Genomic DNA, 25,673 nt, shown 5'->3' with positions numbered 1-25,673 from the left:
GGATGAGCTCAAGCCACACAACAAAACTGCCTTGTGGAGTCCAAGCTATTCTGTGTCTAGTGTCGGCGGTGCTCCGCTTTAGTTGCATGATGACCGACCAAACCGGCCCAAGCATGTTTCCGAACCCCTGTTGCCACTCCGTTACTTGGCGGGAGCGCCTGTCTGGACTGGAAGAGCAATTGCGCCCCTTGGCAGAAAAGACAGCTCCCCTGCTGCTGGCAGACTCAGATCCGCTGCAGGTGTGGGCCGCCGTTTTGACCTGTCAAAAACTGGGGATCCCGCTCTTCTTGGGCAATCCCAAGTGGGGAGAACGAGAGTGGGCCCAGGCTGTGGCTGGCCTGGGAGGCGGCTGGCGCTGGCGGCAAGGCCGGCTGGAGGGGGATCCCAGCCCATTGAACCCCTCTCTGCGGGAGGCTGTACCCGGCTCCCATTGGCCGTTGATCGGGATCCCTACCGGCGGCTCCGGCGGCCAGGTGAAATGGGCAATCCACTCTTGGCGTACCCTCAGCGCCTCGGCCAAGGCCCACCAACAGCACTTCGGCGTGGACTGCGTCCATAGCTATTGCCTGCTGCCCCTGCACCACATCAGCGGCCTGATGCAGGCTGTTCGCTCCTGGCTGACCGGTGGGCAGTGGATCGTCTGGGATTGGAAACGGCAACAGCAGGCCGAGGCCTGGGATCCCCCCTTGCCGGGGAGTTTTCTATCGCTGGTACCCACTCAGTTGCAACGGCTGTTGCTCAACCCCCAGCCGGGAGTTGTGGAGAGCCTGCGCCAATTTCGCGCCATTTTGGTCGGTGGTGGCCCCACCTGGCCCAGCTTGCGGCAACAGGCCCGACAACTGCACCTGCCCCTTGCCCTCACCTACGGCATGACCGAAACGGCTTCCCAAGTCTGTACGCTTCTGCCGGAGGCTTTTTGGCAAGGAAACGACAGCCTGGGCCGGCCCCTGCCCCACGCCACGCTCCAGATCCGCAGTGAACAAGGGGATCCCTTGCCCAGCGATGCCGTGGGATTCATCCACATCCGGGCCAAGTCGCTGGCACTGGGCCATTACCCCCAGGCCGCCCTTCGCGTCAGCGGTGCGGAGCACTTTGGTTTGCGCCAATGGCATCAGCAAGGCTTCACCCCCGGCGATTGGGGCTATCTGGACTCGCAGGGCCACCTCTTTTGGTTGGGTCGCGCCGACGACCTGATCCTGACTGGCGGAGAAAAAGTGATGGCTGCCGAGGTGGAAGGAGAGGTTCGGGCCAGCGGCTGGGTGGACGATGTGTGGGTGCTGGGTCTGCCCGATGCCGAATGGGGGCAGCAGGTGGTGGCGGTGGTCGTCCCCAAAACCGGGCTCCCGGCGATCCCCCAAGAGCTGGAGATGCGCCTCAAGCAACACCTGAGCCGCCAACTGAGTCCCTTCAAGCATCCGAAGCGCTGGCTGTGGTGCACCGGGATCCCGCGCAATCTCCAGGGCAAGGTGAACCGCCAACAGCTCCGGCAGTGGGCCGCCCAGCAGTTGGGGATCTCGCCCCAGGTAAGCTAGCGGGATCCCAGACGAGCCAAGTCTCGCCGGATTTCAAAGGTCAATTCCCGGTTGTGGGGCTCCATAGCCAAAGCCTTTCTCAGGTAAGCTTCCGCCTGCTGGTGGCGACCCTCGTAGATCAAGTGGTTGCCGAAGCGCTGGTAGGCCAAAGCCAAGAGGTGGATGGCCTCGCCGGAGTTGGGAAACCGTTTCAACAGCGCCTCTGCCAGAGCCACTGCCGTGGGCAACTTACGCTCGCGCCAGGCTGCCTTGACGCGGGCAATCCCTTCTTTGAGCAATTCCGGATCGAGGTGCTCTGCCGATGAAGAGCCGGCGGTGCGGATGACCACCCGCCTCTGGCCGGCGGCAGGAGGAGATTGACGCTGGGCATCGTAGCGCCGCCGCTGCTCGGGGTCGCTCAGCACTTGGTAGGCCTGATAGATTTGCTGGAACCGCTCTCGAGATCCCTCCCCTGCCACATCGGGGTGAAACTGCCGCGCCAACCGGCGAAAGGCTTGCTTGATATCTTCGATGTCCGCTTCCGGCGATAGGTTGAGAATCGCGTAGTAGTCCATGAGCGGTGGCAGAAGGAAGGGAATTGAGAGTGGCAGAACCTGGGCCAAAAGTCAGCTCCGACCCCTGATTATGCCGATGATCATGCCATGCCAAGCCGGGCTAAACCAAGGGATCCTCTCGGCGCTCATGCGATCTCATGGAAAGTTGTTCTCCTAGCTGGGGCTTGATGCTGTAATGCCACTTTGACTGAGCACGCAGAGGTCTCTCTTCCTGTAGCTACCTCAAGGGTAGGGATCCGGTGTTAGACTTTGCCCAAGTTATTTGGAAACCCCATTCCCAATCGGTTTCTTTGACTTCTATCGATCGACTATGAGTGAAGCCCTTCATCAAGCTCTTGCAGATCAAGATCAAGAGCAATTATTATCCCATTTGCAGCAAGGGGAAGATGTGAATGCTGTCGATGCTCAAGGACTGACCTTGCTTCATAAAGCAACACTGCTTGGCAATTTGGAACTGCTGGATTTGCTCTTGGCCCATGGTGCTTCTCCCAATGCCTTGGATCCCACAGGTGTCACCCCGCTCCATTTGGCCGCCGCCAGCGGTCGGGTCAAGCTGGTGGAGCGTCTTTTGAGGGCAGGCAGCGACATCAACCTTCCAGATGGCTATGGATATACCCCTCTCCATCGGGCTGCCTTAACCGATCAGGCAGAGGTGATCGGTCTGCTCATCCAAAAAGGAGCCAATACCTCTGGCGTTCTCCATTGGGCCACGACCACCGGACGAAAAAGCATCCTGGCCCGCCTGTTATCCAAAGGAGCGCCGGTGGATGCCGCCGATGCAACCGGTCGAACTCCTCTGCACGAGGCTGCTACCCAAGGGCAACTGGGCATTGCTCGCTTTCTGCTCTTGTATGGGGCCAATGTCAATGCGCGCAACCGATTTGGGGCAACACCGATGCACTGGGCTGCTTGGGAGGGGCATGTGGCAATCCTGGAACTTTTGCTGGAAAATGGGGCCGAATTGAACCCTCGCAATGAAGATGGGCATACTCCTTTGGCCTATGCCCAAAAACGCCAACACAGCTTGGCTGTCCAATGGTTACAAGACCGAGGTGCAACCCTTTAGTATCAAGTTTGCTATTGCCGCCGACCCAAGCGCTCCGCGTCGCTGCCCTCACCCCCAGCCCCTCTCCCTGAGGGACATCCCTCACCCCCAGCCCCTCTCCCTGAGGGACATCCCTCACCCCCAGCCCCTCTCCCTGAGGGAGAGGGGAGTTAGAGCGGCGCGTTCGCGACAGCGTTGCCTAGCAATAGCGATGTAGAGAAACGTTGTGTTGCTACTTGAAGTGACTATAGAGGTTGAAAGTGAGAGTAATTTCTACAGAAAAAAGGAGAGAGGCTGTTAGGTTTTCCTCCCTCCGATCTCTTCGTCGCGGTTAGCGTTAACGCCAGCTAGATTTTAACCGATTCTTCCCGCACGATTCAACTTTTTTCTCGATTTTTTCTCGAATTTCTCTTTGACTCAACACATTTTTTTAAACAGCAACACAAGGTTTAGGACAGACAGTTTGCCCCAAAAAGTTAGCCCTTCCCCTTAGCTTGCAACGGGTTTACAAAGACAACTGGCGCAGCGACTTTTGTATGTATTAGGTCTTGTCTTCCGGCCCTCAGCCGCTGTTATTGCCGCACACCGCCACCTCCGCAGCTCGACCCACTCCAGCAGAAACTATCCCCTCATTAACTAGGACTGACTCTCATTAACCCAGAAGCTCGGCTAAAGCCGAAGAAGAGAGAAAGGGATCCCTGCCAAAGGCAGGATGGCCAGTTCCGCCGGCGCGGGATCCCTGTCACATCCAAGACAAGAGAGGAAGACTGATGGATAGAACTCCACCACTCAACTGAGTAACAGCATAACTCTATTGAGACTAAATTGCAATACATAGCCGACAAAGTAGGAATAATTTGCATCAAGCCACGGGAGTCGGACAGAGGGGGCGGGGGCAATTGACAAAGATTGGCCGTTAAGTCTTCTCAGGAGGGCGGGCTTGCAGGCACAGGACAGCAACAGGTTCAAGTGTGGGGTAGTTTACTCTTGGTCCAACGGGGATCTAGCGACGATAGCCGAGTGGCCTGGAGCGAACCTGACGGCGTTTTTTGCGCCAGCGTTTCCAGTTGGAGACCATCCAATCGCTGAGGCTGTGGTTGGCCGATCCCAGCTCCAACCCCATCCCAATCCAAAACAGGATCTCGGCGTGAACTTGCAGCCATTGCCAGAGATCGCTGCGCCACACCCAAGGCTGCCACATCCACCAGCCCAACCGGGATCCCAGCCAAGCCACCGGCAGGCCAACTCCGCCGGCCCATAGGCTCAAGTACAGCACCCGCAGGGCGGTGCCCACGATGGGCCCATGCGACCAGAAGGAGCGATGCCGCATCCACTTGCGGTAGGGCAGCCAAATCCAGCGCAAGAACAGCCAGCGTTGGTACTGTCGAGAACAGGTGTCCAGATCTCCAGAAAACATCAGGCCACTGAACAGATAGGCGGATCCCACAGCCAGAGCAACGGTGGTGCTATTCCCCAACAAACCGGCGGCCAAGGTGATGCCGGGGGCCGTCCAGAGGGTGATGCGATCGTGGGTGGATCCCAGCGGCATAAGGCCAGAGCAACGGTACCCGACTGGCGCTCAGTCTACCCGCCAGCGGAGGAAAAAGCCTGACCTAGCTTCAGCTAGAAACCGCAGGAGGCCCGCCCTGTAGGGTCAGGGTCGGGAGGAATGCAGACGACGTATAGTTGCAACATGACCCAAGTCCTGACTATCTCCTGCAAGCTCAAGGTGTCTGCTTCGCAAGCCGTGAAGCTAGAGGCAACCTTGTCGGCTTTGCGGAGCGCTTAAGCCCAGTCCGTACCGCTGAGCGGTCGGAGTCGGGTAGTTTACAGGCGCCGCTGATCTTGAAAAACTCAAGCCTGCTGAGCGACAGGGATCCCTCGATTCAGGCGATCCAACACCTGCAACTGCCGGTGGAGCATTTCCACCCGCGGCAAGTGGATCCCGGCTTGTCGGGCATAGCGCAGTGGGTTGCCGAAGATTGCCTGCAGTTCCAGAGGACGTTTGCGCTCGTAGTCGATCTTCATGCTGGTGCGGTAGGGAGCCATCTTCTCGGTGTTGGTGAGCATTTCTGGGATCAGGGAATCGGGAAGCAGGCGATCACAGGCCGCCGCTCCCTGGATCACCTCCTGCATCAGCGTTTCCGCCAAAGCACGAGCCTCAGGGTCGCGGATCATCTGCTGCGTGTCGGCGTTGAACACCACCGAGAGGCCGTTGAAGGGAATGTTCCAGACCAACTTTTGCCAGCGGGCCAACATCAGATCCGGAGAGAGGGTGGTGGGGATCCCTGCCCGTTGAAAATCGGCTTGAACTTGTTGAAGACGGGGCGTGATCCCTTGGGGGGCATAGTTAGGGCCGTATTCTGCCAGCAGCACCGACCCATAGTCCAGATGATGAATGTGGCCGGGGCCAACCTTGTTGGAGCTGATGAAACACAGGCCCCCCATGACTCGTTCAGGGCCGACGCACTCGGCAACCTCCGGCTCCGCCCCCAGCCCATTTTGCAGCACGATCACCACGCCATTCTCGGCCAACACGGGCGGGAGCAACTGCGGCAGCAGGTGATTTTGGGTGGCTTTCAAAGCCACGATCACCCCTTCGCAAGGGGGCATGTCCTCTACTGCTGCGTAGGCATTCACCTGCGGCAAATGAAAATCCCCCCAGCAGGACTGCACCCACAAGCCGTTTTGGCGAACATAGTCATAGTCGCTGTGCAGCAGAAAATGCACCGCAAAGCCTGCCTGTTGCAATTTCGCCCCATAAAATCCCCCCAGGGCGCCCGTGCCCAAAACAGCGTAACGGCGGGTCTCCGGCAACCAAGACATAGCGGTGAGTTGCGGCAGATCATCCCCAAAATACCCCAAGCACCAGCTTAGGGATCGCTCTTTGCTGTTTGGTCTATCAACAACACCCGCTCTTCTGCATCGGTTTCCCGCAGATGAACCCTCACCCTTTGCTCAGGTTCCGTGGGAAGCTGGTAACCGCAGTAATCCGGTTGGATGGGGAACTGGCGGTGACCACGGTCGATCAGCACGGCCAAGCGCACCCGTTCCGGTCGCCCAAAGTGATGCAGGGCTTCCAGAGCCGCGCGGACGGTGCGACCGCGAAAGATAACATCGTCCACCAGCACCACCTCCTGGCCAGTCAGATCCCGGGGCATCTCGCTGCGATCGGGGGTGCGCAGCCCGCCGGCGCCCAGGTCGTCTCGGAAAAAGGTAATGTCCAGCTCCCCGACCTGGGGCGGGATCCCCAGTCGAGCGGCAATCCGATCCCGCAGGCGGTAGGCCAAGGGGACTCCGCGAGTGCGAATGCCGATCAGAGTGAGCTTCTGGGGGTGGGGGTGATCCCTGGCGATCGCTGCTGCCAGGCTCTCGATCAGCCCGGCCACCTGCTGCGCATCAAAGACTTCGATCGTAGACATGGATCCCGGTCGCTCCCTCACCGATCGCAGATCTGGTCTGTAGAAGGCTCTGACGCGAAGCAACCCAGTCTTTGAGTTCGCGCAAAGCGTAGTGATACCCGCCTCTGCATGTTGCAAGCCACTCCAGCAGTTGGGCTTGCTGTGTGGCATCTGGGCAGATTCGGTAGGTGTAGTGCATGGTCAATATGGGGTCGTTTTACCACAACCGGAGTGGGGTGGTAAATGCTTGCTTCGGGGGCATTGAAAGCAAGCAGCGAGACTCCATGTATCCCGGCGCTGTAGCTTGCTTCCCGCAGGGTTGCTACGCATACAGCGCGGGACTTATGTTCTCGCGCTCTTGGCAGTTAAGATCAAGGGCTAGGCCGCAGCAGAGGAGCTGTCCATGCAAGTGGAGTTTCGCGAGTGCGATCCGGGAAATCTCTGGATCTGGTTTGAGTTTGCCGAGCCGCCGGTCGAAGCTGAGCTGGAGTACCTCAACGAGGTGCTGGAATCGTGGTATGTGCTGGGCAAGTTGGGAGGATTCAACGCCGAGCGCCTGGTGGCCCAAGAGGCGGAGGTGGATCTGAGCTATTTGGAGTACCCCAGCGACTCGGATCCTCTGCCCTCTCTAATGCACAACATGGGATCCCTAGAGGAAAAGGACAACTGGGCCCGCTGCTGGTTTGATCTGGGCACTGCCGATGCCTTGGCGCTGGACGTGTTGATCAACGCCTTGCGCACCCTTAGCCTCGAGTACATCCACCTCAGCCGCGTCATTATCGGCGGGCAAAACGAGGACTGGCCGACAGCGGATCCCGAGGAGGCGGATGACTACGATTTAAACGGCTATGTGCGGGATCATGTGGGGGAAGCAGGAGAGCTGGAATAGCCTCTACTCCAGGTAGCCCAGCTCTTGCATCTGCCGTACCAAGTCTGCATCGCTTTCCACATTTACCTTGCGAGGAGCCGTGCTGGGCCGGCGCGACTCTGCCCAGTCCAGCCACTGCCTCAAGGCTTGCCGCAGGCGGGTCAGCCAAGTTTGGGGGGAAAGGGAAGGGCTACCAGGCTCAGAAGGGATCCCGGCCAAGAGCAGATCCCGCAGTTCCGCCGGATCCTGCTCCAGGTTGTAGAGGCTGGGGCGATCTCCGGTTTGGATCAGCTTGGTCACCCCTTCGTAGAGGGCTCGGCGGGTGTCGTAACAGGCGCGCGCCTGCAGCAGGCTGTCGTTGCGGTTTTCCATGGCCCGCAGGAGAAGGTGGGGCGGGAAGGCCTCGCTGAGCACCACCCCCTGCTCCGGATCCTCACCGGCCAGGGTGCGGGTCAGGCTGAGGCGGGCGATCTCGCGGCGAAGCTTGAGGCTGATACGGGGGGCGCCGTTGGCTAGAGAAAGGCTGGGGCGGAAGCCGGCAGCTTCCAAGAGAGTATGAAAGAGGCGGCGGGTGGAAACGGGGGTGGCCACGCGCTTTCCTGCCGGAAAATAGCCGGGGTAATGTAGGATCAGGGGGACGCGGATTAGCTCTTCGTAAACCACAAAAGCATGGCCGACGAAGTCGTGCTCCCCCAAGCCTTCGCCGTGATCCGCGACGATAGCCACCAGAGTGTTCTGCTCCAGGCCGGTGTGGCGCAGGGTGGCGAAGACGGATCCCAGCAGGTGATCCTGGTAGGCCACCTCGGCATCGTAGATGTCCCTGAGCACCTGCGCTTGCAGGGGAGAAAGCGGCTGCGGCAGGGGCGCCATCCAGCGGTAGGGCTGGGCGTTGTACTGGCGCAAAAAGTCGCGCGCCTCGCGGTTGGTCTTGAAGTAGGGGGCGTATTTCTGCACAAAGGGCTCCGGCGGCCAGTAGGGCAGGTGGGGCTCCATTAGGTTGACGAAGCAAAAGAAAGGCGGTGCTCCGGCAGGGCGGCGGGCTATCTGCTGCAGGTAGCGGTTCAGGTCGGCGATGGAGGCAGCCGTGTTGCCCTTAAAGTTCATCAGGCGGGTCCAGAGGGAGGCAAACCAGGGGTGCAGCGCCAACTGAAAAAGGGTGTCGGAGCGGGCAAAGGCATTTTGCACCGGGTAGGAGAGACGGCGCCAAAACTGGGTGTAGGCGGCCAGCCAGCGGTTGAGGGGAGCCGGCAGAGGGTTGCCTTCGGGAGGGCGGGTGGGCAGGGCCCCGCCGTAGTTGTAGAAGGTGTCGAAGCCCCGCCGCAGGCCGTTTTTCAGGATCCCGACCAGGGGGTTGTTGCAAAAGCCCACGGTGGTGTAGCCGCCCAGCTTCAACAGCTCCGCCAGAGTGGGTAGAGCAGGGCTCAGCTCCAGGTCTGCCTGAACGGTTTGGTGGGTGCTGGGGTATTCCCCCGTAAACAGGGAGGCGTGGGAGGGGATCGTCCACTGGGCGGGGGCGATGGCCCGCTCGAAGAGGGTGGACTCAGCGGCCAGCCGATCCAGGTTGGGGCTGGTGGGCACTTGGCGGGCCCGCTCTTCCTCTGACCAGTAGCAGGAAAGGCGATCCGCCCGCTGGGTATCCAGCACGATCAACAGAATGTTGGGGCGTTCCCCCCAGGCGGTCTCTGCCATTGCTGAACTCCTCACCACAACCCACCCAACACGGTTCTTAAACTATCTTGACATGCTCTTGTTGGCCCTTTGTCGCCGGCTCCTAGGGCAAAGTGAGCCGGGTTTGGCTGTTGCCTTGGATCCGGGCGGTGTTGGCCTGCCAATCCAGGATCCCTTGGTCACCGCTCACAGTCAGGGCTTGTCCAGGTTGGCGGTAGCGCACATTGCCCAGGGCTTGCAGTTGGGTGGAGCCGATGCGCCAGCGGATCTCTTGGGCTTCCAGCTCTTGGCCGGTCTGCAGGGATCCCGTTCCGCCAACGGGAACGGCTTTGGCTTTCACGTTGCCCAGCAGGCGCAGCTCGGTCAGGGGCAGCGGGGCCCGCAATTGCTCGCCGCTGAGGCGCACCCTTTGCTGGGGGGCATCCACCTCGACTGCTCCCAACGCCTGCACCTCGCCGGCACCAAAGTTCCAGAGCAAGCGGCTGGCGGTCAGCTCCAGCTCCGGATCGCGATACTTGGCCCGCACCGGTTGGCTTGGATCCCAATTCTCCAGTTGCATCTGGGCCTGGCCAAAGTCGATGCGCAAACGATCCCCCCACAGGGATCCCTGGCCGTCCAACAGCTCCACCTGTACCTGGCCCTCGGCTTCGAGGAGGCGCTGTTCCGGCAGCCACTGCAGCCGCTCTGCCTGCAGGTGCAGGTTATCCCGCTCCGATTCCACCGCCACTTGGCCCGTCAATTCCAGCCGCCGCTCGTCTGGGTACACAGATCCTCGCTCGGCACGGGTGCGGATGGCGCGGTTGTCTGCGTCGAAAAACTCTCCCTCGATAGACTGCAAATGGGCGGATCCCAACTGTACGGGAGTGGAGCCGTTTTCTGGGGGGGACTCGTATTCGGCCAGGCGCGCCCGCAAGCGCCAGAGCAGGCCACCGTCAGGTTTGGCCTGGGTGAGAGTGATGTTTTCGTAGATTAACTGGGGGGTGGAGATAGGCTCGCGCGGGACACCCGGATCCCTGCTTGGAGGTGGCTCCGGCCCACCACAGGCAGCGCTCAGCAGGGCCAAAACCACTAGCCAACCTGGGATCCGGGAAGAGTTGGGCTGCATGGATCTCTCTTGCGCGCTTTCTCCTACCCTAGCTCTACCCTGCCGCTGGGCCGGATGGGATCCCGCTTTAACAAACCCGTGGCATCATCAGGGCAGGGTATTGCGGGGGCAAGGGTGGCCCAACTGTTGCAGCTTTTTATCTACGGCCTCGTCCTGGGCAGCATCTACGCCCTGGGGGCGATCGGGGTGTCGCTGACGTTCGGCATTTTGCGTTTTGCCAACTTTGCCCACGGGGATCTGATGACCTTGGGGGCCTATTTTGCTCTAACGTTTGTCGGGTTGGGTTGGCCGATTGGGGTGAGCTGGATCCCGGCGGCCTTGGCGACGGCACTTTGCGCGGTGGGGATCGACCAACTGATCTATCGCCGCCTGCGCCGGGAAGCACCGGTGATTTTGCTCATTTCTTCTTTTGGCACGGCCCTGATCTTGCGCAGCTTGGTGCAGATCGTTTGGGGGCCCAACAACCAGGTGTACCGCAGCGGCATTCAGTTGCCCTGGCAGTTGGGGGGGCTGCGCATCAAGCCGGATTGGGTGGTGATTCTGGTGGGAACGGCCTTGCTGGTGGTGGCTCTGCACCTGTTTTTGCAGCGCACGCGGGTGGGCAAAGCGATGCGGGCCATGGCCGACAATTTTGACTTGGCCAAGGTGACCGGCATTGAGACGGAGCGGATCATCCTCTGGACTTGGGCCATCGGCGCCGCCTTGGCCTGTGTGGCGGGCATCTTCCTGGGCCTGGATACGCGGCTGCACCCCACCATGGGCTGGCGGCTGTTGTTGCCCGTTTTTGCGGCAGCCATTCTCGGCGGCATTGGCCGTCCCTATGGAGCCATTGCTGGGGGGCTGGTAATTGGCCTGGCGGAGGAGTTCTCGACTTTAGCGATCAATCCGGCTTACAAAACAGGGGTAGCCTTCGCCATTTTGGTGCTGATGCTGATCTTCCGGCCCACAGGGCTATTGGGGGGGCGGGCCTGATGTTGAGCTACGCCATCTTCTTTTTGGTTTTGGTGGGGATCTACGGCGTGCTGGTGCTGGGCCTCAATATCCAGTGGGGCTATGCCGGCATGTTCAACATCGGCGTGGGGGCCTTTTTTGCTGTGGGGGCCTACGCCAGCGCCATAGCCACGACGCCGCCCACCCCTGAACATCTGGGCGGGTTCAATCTGCCGTTCTGGGTGGGCTTTGCCATAGCAGTAGCCGCCGCCGGTGCGATCGCCTTCTTGATTGGCTTGATCACCCTGAAGCTGCGCTCCGACTATTTGGCTATTGCCACCATCGGCATTGCCGAGATCATCAGCCAAATCCTGAGGAACGAGGGCTGGCTGACCAACGGGGTGCGCGGCATCACCCGCATTCCGCGCCCCTTTCGCGGCTGGATCCCAGGGCAGGATACACTGCTCTACTTGGGCTTGGTGCTGCTGGTCTTGGCGGTGGTTTACTGGCTGAGTGAGCGGGCCTATCGCTCCCCCTGGGGACGGGTGCTGCGGGCCATCCGCGAGGATGAGCCGGCAACCCTGGCCGCCGGCAAAGATGTCCTCCAGTTTCGCCTGCAGGCGTTTGTGCTGGGATCCATGCTGATGGGGCTGGCGGGGGCGCTCTATGCCCACTTTGTCAATTTCATCAGCCCGGAAGCCTTCCAGCCGGAGTTTGCCACCTTTATCGTCTGGGTGATGTTGATCGCGGGGGGCAGCGGCAACAATCGCGGCGCCCTGCTGGGGGTGCTGGCCATTTGGGGGGTGTGGTCGGGCAGCGAGTGGTTGACCAACCGTCTGCCGCCCCAGTGGGCCACCCGGGCCGGTCCCTTGCGCATTTTGTTGATCGGGATCCTGCTGCAGGTAATTCTGCTTACCCGCTCCCAAGGGCTGTTGCCAGAACGCCCGCCCAAGCCTGTTTTGGACACTTCCGCCTCCTCCAAGCAGAACCCAGCAGGATAGGATTGGGTCGGCTCCAGCCGTTGTTGACGCTTTGAGACAACCCAGATCTCGGCCACCATGACTCCGCGCTCCAAGGAAACGGACTCCTCCTTGTCGCCCCGCAACCCCGATGCGACAGGTTGCCCCCCCAATGCTGGCCAGCCAGGGATCCCGACTGCGCCCATCCAGGAGGGCTATGCCTTGCCGGAGCACTACTTCAACCGGGAGCTGAGCTGGATTGAGTTCAACGCCCGGGTTTTGCACGAGGCCCTGGACGAGCGCACCCCCCTCTTGGAGCGGCTGAAGTTCCTCGCTATTTTCGAAAGCAACCTGGACGAGTTCTTTATGGTGCGGGTGGCGGTGATTCGCCGTCAGTTGGAAACAGGCGTGCTGCTGCCGACCCCCGATGGCCTCACGCCGCAGCAGCAGTTGCGGCAGATTTCCCAGCACCTGCGCCCCCTGATTCAAAAGGTACACGAGTGTTTTCGGCAGGAATTGGTGCCTAAGCTGGCGGAACAAGGCATTCACATCCGCGATTTTTCTGAGCTGGCCGAGCCGGAGCGGCAGGAGCTGCGGGAGTATTTCGACCAACGGTTGTTTCCCGTGCTCACTCCCTTGGCGGTGGATCCGGGCCATCCTTTCCCCTACATCTCCAACCTCAGCCTCAGCTTGGCGGTGGTGGTGCGGGATCCGGAAACCGGCAGGGAACACTTTGCCCGCATCAAGGTGCCCAGCACCCTGCCTCGCTTTGTGCCGCTGCGGGACGGGGTAAGCTTTGTGCCGCTGGAGCAGGTGATTGCCCACCATCTGGAAGCGCTGTTCGTGGGCATGGAAGTGCTGGAGTACTACCCCTTCCGCATCACCCGCGGTGCCGATCTGGAAATCCAAGAGGACGAAGCCGACGATCTGCTCGCGGCCATTCAAGAAGAGCTGCGCAAGCGCCGCTTCGGCTCGGTGGTGCGCATGGAGATTGCCAAGTCCATGCCGTCTGCCATTCGACAGCGGCTCTGCGAAGAGCTGCGCCTCGACAGCGACTCCGTGTACGAGGTGGATGGCCTTTTGAGCATGGGGGGGGTGATGGCTTTTCTCAGCCTGGATCGACCCGATTTAAAAGATCCTCCCTGGGGGCCCGTCACGCCGCCTCGCCTGCGTACCGCTTCGGTGAGCGACGAGCCGGTGGATATCTTCTCCGTCATCCGGGAAGGGGATCTGCTGGTGCATCACCCCTACGACTCCTTTGCTGCCAGTGTGGAACGGTTTCTGGAGGAGGCGGCCAACGATCCGCAGGTGCTCACCATTAAGCAAACCCTCTACCGCACCTCTGGCGATTCGTCGGTGGTGGGATCCCTCATCCAGGCTGCCGAAAACGGCAAGCAGGTGGCCGCTCTGGTGGAGCTGAAGGCCCGTTTCGACGAAGAAAACAACATCCTCTGGGCCAAGAAGCTGGAAAAAGCCGGGGTGCACGTGGCCTATGGCCTGCCAGGGCTGAAGATCCACTGCAAGTTGGCCCTGGTGGTGCGGGAAGAGGGGGGATCCCTGCGGCGCTATGTCCACATCGGCACCGGCAACTACAACCCCAAGACCGCCCGTATCTACACCGATCTGGGCCTGTTCACCTGCAACGAGACCCTCTGCAACGATGTAACCGAGTTGTTTAACCTGCTAACCGGCTACTCGCGGCAGCGGCACTTCCGCAAGCTGCTGGTGGCCCCCCGTACCTTGCGCCAGGGCATGGAAGCCTTGATCCGGCGAGAGATGCGCCATGCCCAGGCAGGACGCCAAGGGCGCATCATCGTCAAGGTCAACTCCCTCACCGACCCACGCATGATCCAAGTGCTCTACGAGGCTAGCCAGGCAGGGGTGGAGATTGATCTCATTGTGCGAGGCATGTGCTGCCTAAAACCAGGGATCCCGGGCCTGAGCGAGCGCATCCGCGTTATCAGCATCATCGGGCGCTTTTTGGAGCACTCCCGCATCTTCTACTTCTACAACGACGGCCAGGAAGAGTACTTCATCGGCAGCGCCGACTACATGACCCGCAACCTGGATCGCCGCGTCGAGGTGGTGACCCCTGTAGAGGATCCCCTGTTGCAGCAAGAGCTGAAGGCGATCTTGGAGATTTGTCTGACGGATAACCGGCAGGCCTGGGAGCTGCGCCCCGATGGCACCTATGTGCAGCGGCAGCCTAGGCCGGGAGAGCCGGTGCGCTCCACCCACCAACGCCTGATGGAGCGAGCCGCCAGCCGCCTTTAGCCCTCACCCCCGTCCCTGAGTTGGCTCAGGAGCGAGGGGTTTCGGCGGCTTCAGCCTCTTGATCCCCCAGCGCAATTACCTTCTCAGTGGCCTGCAACGAAGACTCCAGGCTCTCCAACTTTTGTCGGCTGGAGCGGTTCAGCCCCGCCTCAATACCGTTCGCCAAGAGCTGATCCAAAGAGAACCAGCCGCCGCCATTCACCGCAAAGGCCAAGAAGATGGCCGCGTAGATAGCCGATAGCTCCAGATAAGGAACGCTGAAGCCGGCCACCTTGATGTGGTGGAACATGGCCACCGCCATCGTGGCGAACAAACCCAACGCCGCCGCGCGGGTCAACAAACCCACTGCCACCAGCGGAGCTGCGATCAGTTCAGTATAGGCAGCTACATAAGCAAAAAAGATCGGGAAAGGCAACCCGATCACTTCTACATAAGCCGTTGCAAACCCCTCGATATCAGCCAGTTTGTCGAGGCCGTTGTGAATCATGAATAGCCCTGCCACCACCCGCAAGACGGTCCACGCCACTTGAGACCAGCGCGGGGCTACGCTGTCGTGACGCAAAACTGAGACGAACAGCACGGGAAAGCGCTGAGTGAGTGCCATAAGATGAAACCTGCAATGCAAAGATGCTAACTATTGTAACGATTCTAAATTTCTGTAACAAGGCCAGGGCGGGATCCCCCGCCTTGGAATGCAGAGGCCGGATCCTCGGCCATCGGGTTGGGGGGGGCGCGGCAACAGAGGGGATCCCTGTGCCCGTCTGGACAAAGCTCGCCAGAGCAGTTCTCGAGTGCCTATCCTTAGGGGTGTTGGTGCAATTCTTTTGGCAAAAGTCCCGTGTCTTTGGGTCTCTCTAACAACTAGGTTCGTTTCTTCAGGCGGGCCATGATGCGCATTTCTATTCAGCCGGAGAGCGGGATCCCTGGCTCTGTCCAGCTCTTCAACTTACTCTGTTTTGGCATTGCCTGCGGGCAATTTCCTCCCGGCTATCGCCTGCCCAGCACCCGTCAATTGGCCATGCAAACGGGCCTGCACCGCAACACCATCCACAAGGTTTACCACCAACTGGAGGCCATGGGTCTGGTGGAAACGCGCGCTGGATCTGGCATTTACGTCAGCGGCTCCGCCCGCCAGGCGGTTAACCGCTCTTGTAGTCTGGGCGAAAACCTGGATCGATCCCAACAAGCCCTGCAGCAGGTGCGCCAGGGCATCGATCAGCTTCAGCAACAGGGCTTTTCTCTGGAGCAGGTGCGGGATCTGCTGCTGGCGGAGATCGACTGGCGGTTGCGCTGCAGTGCCCAAGTGCTGGTGTGCGTGCCCAATCGGGATCTGGGCACAGGACAACTGATGGCCCAACAAATCCAACAGACTTTGGGCATCCGGGTGCAGTTGGTGCCCCTAGAGGATCTGGCCGCCGTGCTGGATCAAATCCATTCCGGCACTGTGGTGACGCTCCACTATTTTCTCAGCGCCGTCGAGGCCATTGCCCAGCCGCGGGGGGCCCGTGTTCTCCCGGTGGAGGTATCTGACTACGCCCGCGAAATTGCCCTGATTCGCCAATTGCCTCCCCACGCCTGTCTAGGGCTGGTGAGCATCAGCACCGCCCTCCTGGAAGTTGCCGAGGTGATTGTCCACAGCCTGCGGGGAGACCTGCTGGTGCTGACGGCGGTGATTTCCGATGCCGAGCGGGTGGGATCCCTGATCCGCCGCGCCCACACCCTCATCTGCGACGAGGCCAGCTACCCCACCCTGCGCGCCCTAGTGCGCCAAGCCCGACCCGACCTGATCCGCACGCCCCACCTGGTCTGCGCCGCCCCCCACATCGGAGAAGCAGCCATGGCCGAGCTGCGACGGGAATTGGGCCAGATCCCGTGAGGAGCAAGGGCGAGAAAACTCCTTAAGTCTTGTTGCAGGCAGGCCATTTCGCGGATGACGGGCTGTGCAATGGTGTGCTTAAGTGGAAATACGGTAAAAGCCACCCTAATCTGATCCATCGCTAATCAGTCTTTACACGTATGGTGATCCTCGACTACGCCGCCGCCGATCGCGACCATGTGGCGGTGACACGGGAAGGTTTCTGGGAAGCCATCCGCTTCCAGGGCCATTTTTACGTCTTTAACCGCAGCTTTTCTCGGCTGCAGGACGCCATCGACAGTTGCCGCTACGACATGGATCGCGGCTCCCTGATCAGCATTGTGGTGGTGCGATCCCAGAGCTACGAGGTGTGGTCGCAGGTGGGATCCGACATTCCCGTCTTGCCAAAGCCCCTCTTGAGCCCCACGGCCAGGGACTCTGTCTTGCCAGCGCGCCTGGCTCCATCTTTGCCCAAACGTCCTTCCTGGTCGTTCTGGCCTTGGGGATGCAAGGCTTATGGGGTCGAGGACGAACCGGCTGCACCGCGGCCCCTGTTCCACCACACCGCCCGGCCCTACAACGCTCTACAGGCTTAAGCCGGAATGGGTCGCGTTTTCTAGAGAACAGGATGGCTGCACGTGCAAATTGAGATCCGGCTCTTCCACCAGCAAGGGCACCCGCTCGGCCACTTCCAGGCCAAATCCTTTCAAGCCGCTGATGTGGCGAGAGGTGTTGCTGATCAAGCGCATTTGGCGCACCCCCACATCGCGTAGGATCTGGGCGCCAATGCCGTAATCCCGCAGATCCATCGCTGCCGGCGGCGTGGTTTCAGCTAGCCCCAGATCCTGCAGGGCATAGGACTGAATTTGCTGGATGAGGCTAAGCTCCTGCTCTTGCCGGCGCAGGTACACCAGCACCCCCTTGCCCTGGTGGTCGATCATCTTCAGGGCGGCGGTCAATTGGCGGCGGCAGTCGCAGCGCAGGGATCCCAGCGCATCCCCCAGGGGGCATTCCACATGCACGCGCACCAGGACGGGCTCGGCGGCAAATTGGGTCGGATCCCCCTTCACCAGCGCCAGGTGCTCCACCTGGTTGAGGCTGTCGCGGTAGCCGTAGACCTGAAACCGGCCAAACTCCGTCGGCAAGGTGGCAGTAGCCCCCCGATGCACCAGCCGTTCGGTGCGCAAGCGGTACTCGATCAGATGGGCGATGGTGATGATCTTCAAATTATGCTGGTGGGCGAACTCGACCAACTGGGGCAGGCGGGCCATCGAGCCATCCGGGTTTTGGATCTCGCAGATCACCCCTGCCGGGTACAGCCCGGCCAGCAGCGCCAGATCCACCGCCGCTTCTGTGTGGCCGGCCCGTTTGAGCACCCCGCCTTCCCGCGCCCGCAGCGGAAAGACATGCCCAGGGCGACGCAGATCTTCCGGTCGCGTATGGGGGTGGATGGCCGCCTGGATGGTGCGGGAGCGATCGGCGGCGGAAATGCCCGTCGAAACCCCTAACTCTGGCCCGGCGTCGATGCTGACGGTAAAGGCAGTCTGGTTGCTGTCGGTGTTTTGCCCCACCATCAGCGGGATCTTCAGCTCGTCCAGACGGGATCCCTGCATGGCTAGACAAATGAGGCCGCGCCCGTGGGTGGCCATGAAGTTGATCACCTCTGGCGTGGCAAACTGGGCAGCACAGATCAGATCCCCTTCGTTTTCCCGATTTTCGTCATCGACCACGATGACCATGCGGCCACACTTGAGGTCTTCCAGGGCTTCGGGGATGGAGTGAAAGATGGTTTCTGTCTCTGCCGGCAAAGTGGCACTCATGGAAAAAGGGACGCAAAAGGGAGATATTGGGCACAGCCGGCTCTGGGCAGCGGAGCCATCATATCCTGGACCAGGGATCCGGAAGTTGTCTCAGTACTTGGGAATCGAGGGATCGTAAGCCTCAGCCCAGGCGAGGATGCCACCGCGTAGATTTTTCCCCGCGATCCCAGCAGTTTGTAGGATCTTCAAGGCCTTAGCCGAGCGCACTCCACTCTTGCAGTGGACGATCAGCTCCGAGCCATTGAGCAGCTTGCGCACCTGCTCCACCCCATCGCCATTTTCGATTTGCGGCAACGGGATCAGGTGGGCGCCAGGGATCCGACCGATCTCCCACTCGTTGGGGTTGCGCACGTCGATCAACACAAAATCTTTGCCGGCATCCATCCGCGCCTTCAGCTCGGCCACACTGATCTCCGGGATCTCCGCTTGGCTGGCTTGCGCTTGCGGGATTCCGCAGAACTGCTCGTAGTCGATAAGTTGAGTGATGGGCGGGGTGGCGGGGTTTTTGCGCAGCTTTAGCTCGCGGAAGCTCATTTTTAGAGCATCGTAGAGCAGCAGCCGCCCGCTCAGGGTCGTGCCGATGCCCAACAGGATCTTCACAGTCTCCGTAGCTTGAATGAGGCCGATGATGCCGGGCAGGATCCCCAGCACTCCCCCCTCGGCACAGGAGGGAACCAGCCCCGGTGGGGGTGGCTCGGGGTAGAGATCGCGGTAGTTGGGCCCATCCTCGTAGTTGAAGACCGTCGCCTGCCCTTCAAAGCGGAAGATCGAGCCGTAGACATTGGGCTTGCCCGTCAGCACACAGGCATCGTTGACCAGGTAGCGGGTGGGGAAATTATCGGTACCGTCCACGATCACGTCGTAGTTGGCAAACAGCTCCAGGGCGTTGTGGGCCTTCAGAGCGGTGTTGTAAACGTCCACCTGGCAATAGGGGTTGATCTCCAGGATGCGGTTCTTGGCCGATTCCACCTTGGGCTTGCCCACCCAGGAAGTGCCGTGGATCACCTGCCGCTGCAGGTTCGACACGTCCACCACATCGAAATCGACGATGCCGATCCGCCCCACGCCGGCTGCCGCCAAGTACAGCAACAGGGGTGAGCCGAGGCCGCCTGTGCCGATGCAGAGCACCTTGCCCGCTTTCAGCCGCTTTTGTCCTTCCAGGCCCACCTCCGGCAGGATCAAATGGCGAGAAAACCGCTCCATCTCCTCGCGGGAGAGGCTGACTTGGCTGGTGTCCAGGTTCAGCATGGTCAAAGCCCTCCGGCAATAGCAGGAACAATGCTGATGACGGCTTGTTCTCCCACGGGGGTGTTGTCGCCTTGGGTCAAAGTGCGCACGTCCTCGTCATTGAGGTAAACGTTGACGAAATTGCGCAGCTTGCCGTCCTCGGTGTAGAGGTGGCGCTTCAGTTCGCCGTAGCGGGCGATGAGGTTGCGCATCACTTCGCCGACGTTGCTGCCCTCGATCTCAACAGCTTCCAGGTTGTCGGTGTAGGGGCGCAGGGGGGCGGGGATTAAGATTTTGGTTGCCATGGGAGTTCAGGGAAGGATTCTAGCGATCTCTGGTTCATTTTTGAGGTTCCGAGCCGATCTGGCGAACCTACCTGCTTGCAGTTATGTCACCTCTCCAGTTCAGACTACCGCTTTTCCGGCACCACTCACTCTCTCCACACCGGCTTGTCCAACCGGGATCGCAACGGAACTCAGCCCCAGATCTCACCTCAAGCTAGAAGATCAGGGCCACCGACGCCCGGCCCTAGCCGGCCAAAACTGGCAGCGCGGCAAGGGCCGCATCTTCCAAAATTTGCATCGGCTCCCGCTGGGGTTGCTCCTGCTCATCCAAAACCCAACTGACCACCTCTTCTGCTTTGCCCTCGCGCACACTGACGATCACACAGGAAAAGCCCCAAGGAAAGGCGTGCTGCCGATCGAACTCCGAGGGAATAGCCGCATGGTTGGGGTGAGAGTGATAGGTGCCCAGGATCCCCAACCCTCTGCGCACAGCATGGTCGTTGGCCCGCTTGAAAACTGCCGGCTCGATCAAGAAGCGGCGGCGGCTGGATTCTCCGTCTGCTAAGGGGTTTTCAGCTTGATCCCAGGTGTTGGCCGCCGGCCACAGCTCGTGGACGATCTTGTCCGATCCTTTGAGCTCGCCAATTAAAATGCCGCAGCCCTCGTAGGGAAAGGCCTGCTCGCCCTGCTGGCGGATGGCGCGAAGGTGCTCTGCCGAGAGGTGAAGGGCCATGAATCTCGCTTTTGTCGATGGAGTTACCGTTCTTTTATTGTGGCACAAATTGGCCGGGGATCCCTCAACTTGGCTACAGCGGGGTCCTCGACTCGACGCAGCTTGGGGGAGCGCGGCCCGATGGTGCCGACGCCAGCGGTCGGATCCCTCTAATGGAGCGACTCTAGAGTTGGAGCGGGTTTTGGAGCCGCGGCATAGTGGGGGCAGCCCTGGCACGGCCCCCGTGGATTGACGGCGCAGCGCAACCAAGCCGAGTGGGCGCTGAAAACACAGGTGGGATCCCCCAGAGGGGGGCCCAACTCCCCAGCTCGTTGACGGCGCAGCAGCACCACTTGTCGTCGCCAGTCCTGCAAAAATCGGCTGTAGGCGCGTTCTCGCCAGCGACGCTTGGCCGCATTTTCGAGGATATGGGCGGTGAGGTTATCCAACATGAAACGGTCACCCAGAGCAGAGGCCAACAAGCTGGGAATTGTGTTGGAGCGGCTCAGAACCTCAGGATGGCACACCCTGGCGAGGAAAACCCAAACATTGCCAATTCTCGTTGAGATAAGTTTAAATTTGTAGCGTTCCTTCCGAGGGCGCTGGCTGCTGGTGGCGGGCCTGGGCCTGTTGTAGGGCTTCCCGTACTACGGCAAAGCCCGTTCCTCCGGCGCTGCGCCGCGCCGCCACCACCTGGCGGGGATCGATGGCCGCCGCAATGTCCTCCTCAAAAGCCGGGTGGAAAGTTTTCCAGCGCTCCAAGGGCAGATCCTTTAGCAGGATCCCCTCTGCCAAACAAATGCGCACGATCTGGCCCACCAGGTCATGGGCAGCGCGAAAGGGGATCCCTTTGCGCACCAAGTAGTCGGCCACATCGGTGGCGTTGGAGAAATCCTCCTGCACAGCAGCGGCCATGCGCTCAGGCTGAAATTGGATCCCTTCCCGCAGCAGGATGGTCATCGCCTCCAGGCAGGCTTTTAAGGTCTCGACCGTATCGAATAGCCCCTCTTTGTCTTCTTGGAGATCTTTGTTGTAGGCCAGCGGCAGCCCCTTCAAGGTGACCAGCAAAGCTTGGAGATGGCCAAACACCCGCCCCGCCTTGCCGCGCACCAATTCCGGCACATCGGGGTTTTTCTTCTGGGGCATGAGGCTGGAGCCGGTGGCACAGGCATCGGTGAGGACGACAAAGCCGAACTCCTGCGAGGCCCAGAGGACAAGCTCTTCCGAGAGGCGACTGAGGTGAACCAAAATCAAGCTGGCGGCGGTGTGAAACTCCACCAGGTAGTCGCGGTCGCTGACGGCATCCAAGCTGTTGGCGCTGATGCGCTCAAATCCCAGCAGATGGGCAGTGAGCTGCCGATCGATGGGCAGGGAAGTGCCGGCCAAGGCCCCGGAGCCGAGGGGACAGACATTCACCTCTTCCCGCACCCGCCCCAGCCGTTGCCAGTCTCGCCAGAGCATTTCTTCATAGGCCAAAAGGTGGTGGGCCAGGCTGATCGGCTGAGCCCGTTGCAGATGGGTGTAGCCGGGCAGGATCGTCTCCAGATGCTGCTCGGCCAAGTCCAGCAAGACTCCCCGCAGCTCCCAGAGGGCCTGCCGCAGGTGATCGATGTGATCCCGCAGATAGAGGCGCAGATCGGTAGCCACTTGGTCGTTGCGGGAGCGCCCCGTGTGCAGTTTTTTGCCCACCTCCCCCACCAAGGCCACCAAACGGCGCTCGACGGCATAGTGGACATCCTCGGCCTCTGGATCGGGACGGAAGGTGCCGGCAGCCGCTTCCTGTTGGATCTGCTCCAGCCCCTGCCGGATCTGGTCGGCCTCTGGCCGGGTCAGAATGCCGCAAGCGGCCAACATCTGCACATGAGCCAGGGATCCGGCCACATCGTAGGGCAAAAGGCGGATGTCGAAGCCGATGCTGGCGTTGAAGCGGGCGATGGCAGGATGCAGGGATCCCTCAAAGCGCTGGCTCCAGGGGCGTGGGGTAACCGTCGCTGTCGGCTCAGAACTGGGAGAATGGGGAGAAGGATTGACCACCGCTGCAGTTGTGGAAAAAATACAAAAATCAAGAACCGACGGCTAAAACCCCGCCGCCTCAGGCCAACTGGATCCGGCCAGAGCAACTAGTGGGAGCTGGTGATGCTCTTGAGCATATAGCCCACCACGATCCCTATCAAAAGCGCCCAAATTTGGCCCGACTCCACAAAGCCATTCCAACCCTTGCGGATATCGCCCAGTACATCCTGCCGGAACACCTGCCCGACCATCATTTTTGTCTGGAAAGCAGCAGGAGCCGGCAAGTAAACCGAAGTGGTTTCAGACCCAGAGGAAGAGAAGTTCATGGCTATGCCTAAGGTGTAGATAACCGGGAAGCAGGGGAGCCAGCCCTGTACTAGCTAGAGCGTACCCTGAGTTCGAACTTTTTTAGCTATTTTGGCTCAGAGTCGGGCAACACCTTCAACACCACCAGTGTGGTATCGTCCACAGGCTCAGGCCGCAGGGAAATCTCATCTTGCAATAGCAGCTCTGGATCGTCCGGCGGCAACAGGGTCAGAGGAGGGGATCCCTGGCGACCTCGGAAAGCATCCATCTGCTCAAACAAGCTCTCCAAGATGTCTTCGGGGGAGTCGTAGCGACAGGCAGCATGCTGGATGGCATCCATGAGCCCAGAGGTTTCCAAGCGCTCCCCGCGGCTGTTGGCAGCCTCGGTGTAGCCGTCGGTGTAGTACACCACCACATCTCCGGGTTGCAGTTGCACGCAGCTTTCCGAGTAGTGGCTGTTTTCCTCCAAGCCGATCAGCGCCCCTTCTGTGTCCAGGGGTTGAATCTCGCGGGTGCGGGCCTGCCACCACAGGGTAGGGTTGTGGGCCGCGTTGCTAAAGCAAAGGCGATGGGAGTGGGGATCGTACTCTGAATAAAACAGGCTGATGAAGCGATTGGAGTGCTCCAGGTCGCTGTACATGGCCCGGTTCAGATGTTGCAGAACGCGGGCTGGGGAATGACGGTTGAGAGCTTCTGCCCGCACCATGGCTCGGGTCATGCTCATCAACAGGCCGGCGGGCACCCCTTTGCCCATCACATCCCCAATGACGATGGCCAGCTTTTCAGATGAGGGTGGAGAGGCAGCCGGATCTGATTTTTCTGGAATCTTGATGAAATCGTAGTAGTCGCCTCCCACTTTGCTGGCCACACGGCAACGAGCTGCCAGGCGAATGCCTTTGACTTGCGGGTACTCCTGCGGTAGCAATTGAGCCTGGATGTAAGAGCCGATCTCCATTTCTTTTTCTAGGGCCACTTTGCGGCGCAAGGCTGCCGTCAAGCGGTCGTTTTCGATGGCCACGCCTGCCTGATCGGCGACCAGGCGCAACAGTTGTTGGCGGCGTTCATCCCAGTGGTAGCCGGGCTGACGGCTGAAGACGTACAAGCGACCCTGGACAGAGTTGCGGATCAACAAGGGCGTGCCGAAGAGGCGCACATCCGGCCCTAAGCTCTGGCGAAACCGCTCGTCCAACAGGTGTTCGAGGGCAGGGATTTTGACGGACAGGGATCCCTCCGTCTTGAGCATGGGCTCCTGAGCCGAGAGGGTTTGGGCAATCTGCTCCATCTCAGCCCGAATCTGTTCGCGGTGGTGGAGATCCGAGCAATGCAGTTGATCCAACTGAATGGTGCCGTTGGGGTTGAACAAAACCAGGGCTCCGCCTTCGGCATCGGTCAGTTGGCTGGCCACAAAAGCCGTCAGCTCCAGGATCTGATTCAAGTTGTTAAAGGAGCGGAGGGCAAAGGCTAACCACGCCAGCAAATACTGCATCCGATACTGGTCTCTCCCCACTTTTGCCACCCGATCCGGCATTGCAGGGGCAGGCACAATGGCAGGCTTGACCTCCGGCAGCTCCACCTCATCAGACGTAACGCCAACCGGATCCGGGCTGGCCTGAGCTGAGCGTAAGTCGCCCGAGTTCTCCAGGGAGGGAACTGGAGGATTGGGGGGCAAATCCTGGCCAAGCAAAGGCTCCGACCACGAGGAGCCGGATAGCTGTGCCGAAACGGCCTTTTGGGGGCTGTGAGCATCCATCGGGAAGGCTGGCGTTAATCCCTTGGAAACGTAACGAAACAGCTTAGCAAAAATATCACAAGCTCTACACAAAAGTTCTGCCTCGCTTTCGACTTCCTCCTTTAGGCCCGGCGATGCTGACGGGATCCCTGGCACAGCTCCCGGTAGAGCTGTTCCACCCGACTGATGTTGTGGCTGAGGGTATAGCGTTCCAGCACCCGCCGGCGGGCCTTCATCCCCAGCAGTTGGGTAAACTCCCGTTGATCCCGCAGCAAAGGCAGCAGGGTTTGCAGCTCCGCCGTCACCCGTGTCGGATCCAACAGGATCCCGGCTCCATCCGCCAAAACCTCGCCATCGGCGCCCACATCGGTGGCCACCGCCGCCAGCCCGCAGGCCATCGCCTCCAGCAAGGACAAAGAGAGCCCCTCGATCAAAGAGGGCAAAACAAACACATCGGCCCCGCGCAAGATCTCGATGCGCTGCTGCTCGTCGGCAATATACCCCAGCCAGTGGATCCCATGTTGAAGGGTATAGAAGGGCTTGAGGGTGTTGAGCAACGGCCCATCCCCCACAATCAGCAGACCGCACTTCTCCCCCATCTGGGAGTGTTTCCAAGCCTTGAGCAGGGCTTCCAGGTTTTTCTCCGGCGAGACCCGCCCCAGATAGACAAAGATCCGCTCCAGTCCCAACCGCTGTTTGAGGGTTGAAGGCCCAGGCGAATACTTGTCCACATCCACGCCATTGGGAATGACCACCACCTGCTGGGGACGCACCCCCAGTTTGACCAAGATCTCCCGTTGCGTCTCTGAGAAGACAATGGTGCGGTGATAATTGGCCAGACAAGGGGCGTAGAGTTGATAGGCCAAGTATTGGGTGCGGGAGGCGATGTTGCGCCGCCGCCGGTCGAAGGCCGGGTGAAAAGTGGCCACCAGCGGCTGGTTAAGCTCCGCACAGATCTCCGGCAGCACGAAGTCAATGGGAGAAATCGTCAAGGAGGCATGTACCAGATCCGGCTGCAGTTCCCTGAGGGCCTGGGTGAGCACCCGCTTGGCGTTGGGGGCCGGGATCGTGTAGATTTGCGACTTATACAGACAGGGGAGGGAAACGTCGCGGCGATCCAGCTCTGCCCGCCAGCCTTCACCTCCACGAGAGCCGAGATCCCAAGTGGGCGGTTGGCCGTCGTTGGTGAAGTGAAAAAAGCTCACTTGATGTCCCCGATCCAACAGGCCGTTGGTCACCTCACGGCTGTAGGTGACATTGCCACAGAAAGGTGTTTTCTTGCCTATCCAGGCGATGTGCATGGGCGGATCCCCGCAAAGGCAAAGCGCTGAACTGCAAGGAGGGTCTCGACTTTTGAGCCTCTACAAGAGTAGCAGAGTTAGCTGCTGCCT

General features: G+C 60.4%; 24 protein-coding genes and 1 pseudogene. 8 read left to right on the top strand and 17 right to left on the bottom strand.

The genetic code is table 11. The annotated features are described in order from the left end of the window. Positions 1–113 precede the first annotated feature (113 nt). Positions 114–1,532 carry a 2-succinylbenzoate--CoA ligase gene (locus NW862_RS00845; protein WP_414335520.1) on the top strand — a complete coding sequence of 473 codons (1,419 nt, stop codon included), beginning with the start codon at positions 114–116 and terminating at the stop codon, positions 1,530–1,532. Here the strand turns inward: NW862_RS00845 and NW862_RS00840 are convergent. Then, positions 1,529–2,086 carry a DnaJ domain-containing protein gene (locus tag NW862_RS00840; protein ID WP_414335518.1) on the bottom strand — a complete coding sequence of 186 codons (558 nt, stop codon included), beginning with the start codon at positions 2,084–2,086 and terminating at the stop codon, positions 1,529–1,531. The genes NW862_RS00845 and NW862_RS00840 overlap by 4 nt on opposite strands. 310 nt (positions 2,087–2,396) lie before the next feature. Here NW862_RS00840 and NW862_RS00835 point away from each other — a divergent pair, with 310 nt between their 5' ends. After that, entirely contained in the window at positions 2,397–3,152 is a 756-nt protein-coding gene (locus NW862_RS00835) for an ankyrin repeat domain-containing protein (RefSeq protein ID WP_414335516.1), read from the top strand. 982 nt (positions 3,153–4,134) lie between these two features. Here NW862_RS00835 and NW862_RS00830 read toward each other — a convergent pair. From NW862_RS00830 to NW862_RS00815, 4 genes are all read right to left on the bottom strand, one after another. Continuing rightward, positions 4,135–4,680 carry a metal-binding protein gene (locus tag NW862_RS00830; RefSeq protein WP_414336194.1) on the bottom strand — a complete coding sequence of 182 codons (546 nt, stop codon included), beginning with the start codon at positions 4,678–4,680 and terminating at the stop codon, positions 4,135–4,137. 305 nt (positions 4,681–4,985) lie between these two features. Continuing rightward, positions 4,986–5,957, bottom strand: a complete 972-nt coding sequence (locus NW862_RS00825; protein ID WP_414334019.1) for a putative 2-dehydropantoate 2-reductase — start codon at positions 5,955–5,957, stop codon at positions 4,986–4,988. A gap of 47 nt (positions 5,958–6,004) precedes the next feature. After that, a complete protein-coding gene (pyrR, locus tag NW862_RS00820; protein ID WP_414334020.1) occupies positions 6,005–6,553 on the bottom strand; it encodes a bifunctional pyr operon transcriptional regulator/uracil phosphoribosyltransferase PyrR in 549 nt (182 codons plus the stop codon). Next, on the bottom strand, positions 6,531–6,731 hold the full coding sequence (locus NW862_RS00815) for a helix-turn-helix domain-containing protein (protein WP_414334022.1): 201 nt from the start codon (positions 6,729–6,731) through the stop codon (positions 6,531–6,533). The genes pyrR and NW862_RS00815 overlap by 23 nt, the downstream gene beginning before the upstream one ends. 204 nt (positions 6,732–6,935) lie before the next feature. On the opposite strand from NW862_RS00815, the gene NW862_RS00810 reads away from it, so the two are divergent. Beyond that, positions 6,936–7,421 (top strand): DUF3531 family protein, encoded by a 486-nt coding sequence (locus tag NW862_RS00810; protein ID WP_414334024.1) that lies wholly within the window; start codon positions 6,936–6,938, stop codon positions 7,419–7,421. Between the two features lie 3 nt (positions 7,422–7,424). Here NW862_RS00810 and NW862_RS00805 read toward each other — a convergent pair whose 3' ends face one another. Next, positions 7,425–9,089 carry a sulfatase gene (locus NW862_RS00805; RefSeq protein WP_414334026.1) on the bottom strand — a complete coding sequence of 555 codons (1,665 nt, stop codon included), beginning with the start codon at positions 9,087–9,089 and terminating at the stop codon, positions 7,425–7,427. 82 nt (positions 9,090–9,171) lie between these two features. Next, positions 9,172–10,173: an LPS export ABC transporter periplasmic protein LptC gene (gene lptC / locus NW862_RS00800; RefSeq protein ID WP_414368542.1), complete on the bottom strand. Its 1,002-nt coding sequence runs from the start codon at positions 10,171–10,173 to the stop codon at positions 9,172–9,174. A gap of 9 nt (positions 10,174–10,182) precedes the next feature. On the opposite strand from lptC, the gene NW862_RS00795 reads away from it, so the two are divergent. The 3 genes from NW862_RS00795 to NW862_RS00785 are packed head-to-tail and all read left to right on the top strand — an operon-like array spanning position 10,183 to position 14,336. Beyond that, a complete protein-coding gene (locus tag NW862_RS00795; RefSeq protein ID WP_414347092.1) occupies positions 10,183–11,145 on the top strand; it encodes a branched-chain amino acid ABC transporter permease in 963 nt (320 codons plus the stop codon). Next, complete coding sequence (locus NW862_RS00790) at positions 11,145–12,104, top strand: branched-chain amino acid ABC transporter permease (RefSeq protein WP_414334031.1); 960 nt, start codon at positions 11,145–11,147, stop codon at positions 12,102–12,104. Before NW862_RS00795 ends, NW862_RS00790 begins: the two co-directional genes overlap by 1 nt. Before the next feature lie 57 nt (positions 12,105–12,161). Further along, positions 12,162–14,336 carry an RNA degradosome polyphosphate kinase gene (locus NW862_RS00785; protein WP_414334033.1) on the top strand — a complete coding sequence of 725 codons (2,175 nt, stop codon included), beginning with the start codon at positions 12,162–12,164 and terminating at the stop codon, positions 14,334–14,336. A 25-nt stretch (positions 14,337–14,361) separates the two neighbouring features. On the opposite strand, the gene NW862_RS00780 is transcribed toward NW862_RS00785, so the two are convergent. Continuing rightward, on the bottom strand, positions 14,362–14,940 hold the full coding sequence (locus tag NW862_RS00780; protein ID WP_414334035.1) for a DoxX family protein: 579 nt from the start codon (positions 14,938–14,940) through the stop codon (positions 14,362–14,364). 282 nt (positions 14,941–15,222) lie between these two features. Here NW862_RS00780 and NW862_RS00775 point away from each other — a divergent pair, with 282 nt between their 5' ends. Next, complete coding sequence (locus NW862_RS00775; RefSeq protein ID WP_414334036.1) at positions 15,223–16,212, top strand: GntR family transcriptional regulator; 990 nt, start codon at positions 15,223–15,225, stop codon at positions 16,210–16,212. A 140-nt stretch (positions 16,213–16,352) separates the two neighbouring features. Continuing rightward, complete coding sequence (locus NW862_RS00770) at positions 16,353–16,787, top strand: hypothetical protein (RefSeq protein ID WP_414334038.1); 435 nt, start codon at positions 16,353–16,355, stop codon at positions 16,785–16,787. 42 nt (positions 16,788–16,829) lie between these two features. On the opposite strand, the pseudogene ribB reads toward NW862_RS00770, so the two are convergent. From ribB to NW862_RS00725, 9 genes and pseudogenes are all read right to left on the bottom strand, one after another. After that, positions 16,830–17,978 (bottom strand): annotated as a pseudogene (ribB, locus tag NW862_RS00765) (3,4-dihydroxy-2-butanone-4-phosphate synthase); the annotation flags it as partial. Between the two features lie 123 nt (positions 17,979–18,101). Then, positions 18,102–19,259, bottom strand: coding sequence for a molybdopterin-synthase adenylyltransferase MoeB (moeB, locus tag NW862_RS00760; RefSeq protein WP_414334040.1), 1,158 nt, complete (start codon positions 19,257–19,259; stop codon positions 18,102–18,104). Positions 19,260–19,261: 2 nt separating this feature from the next. Beyond that, positions 19,262–19,543, bottom strand: a complete 282-nt coding sequence (locus NW862_RS00755; protein ID WP_414334041.1) for a MoaD/ThiS family protein — start codon at positions 19,541–19,543, stop codon at positions 19,262–19,264. 223 nt (positions 19,544–19,766) lie between these two features. Further along, positions 19,767–20,255, bottom strand: coding sequence for a M67 family metallopeptidase (locus NW862_RS00750; RefSeq protein WP_414334043.1), 489 nt, complete (start codon positions 20,253–20,255; stop codon positions 19,767–19,769). 149 nt (positions 20,256–20,404) lie between these two features. Then, positions 20,405–20,686: a DUF6464 family protein gene (locus NW862_RS00745; protein WP_414334045.1), complete on the bottom strand. Its 282-nt coding sequence runs from the start codon at positions 20,684–20,686 to the stop codon at positions 20,405–20,407. Positions 20,687–20,807: 121 nt separating this feature from the next. Then, the gene (gene argH, locus NW862_RS00740) at positions 20,808–22,268 is read right to left on the bottom strand and encodes an argininosuccinate lyase (RefSeq protein ID WP_414348947.1); all 1,461 of its coding nucleotides are present in this window, start codon (positions 22,266–22,268) and stop codon (positions 20,808–20,810) included. 86 nt (positions 22,269–22,354) lie between these two features. Continuing rightward, on the bottom strand, positions 22,355–22,573 hold the full coding sequence (locus tag NW862_RS00735) for a hypothetical protein (protein WP_414334049.1): 219 nt from the start codon (positions 22,571–22,573) through the stop codon (positions 22,355–22,357). 86 nt (positions 22,574–22,659) lie between these two features. Then, entirely contained in the window at positions 22,660–24,303 is a 1,644-nt protein-coding gene (locus tag NW862_RS00730; protein ID WP_414426832.1) for a PP2C family protein-serine/threonine phosphatase, read from the bottom strand. A 101-nt stretch (positions 24,304–24,404) separates the two neighbouring features. Beyond that, positions 24,405–25,583 carry a glycosyltransferase family 4 protein gene (locus NW862_RS00725; protein ID WP_414348945.1) on the bottom strand — a complete coding sequence of 393 codons (1,179 nt, stop codon included), beginning with the start codon at positions 25,581–25,583 and terminating at the stop codon, positions 24,405–24,407. Between the last annotated feature and the right edge of the window lie 90 nt (positions 25,584–25,673).

Source organism: Synechococcus sp. H55.8 (assembly GCF_047462375.1).
In the GTDB taxonomy this organism is placed as follows: domain Bacteria; phylum Cyanobacteriota; class Cyanobacteriia; order Thermostichales; family Thermostichaceae; genus Thermostichus.
Note: the sequence above shows the minus strand (reverse complement) of the source record. Positions and strands in the feature narration are given on the sequence as shown.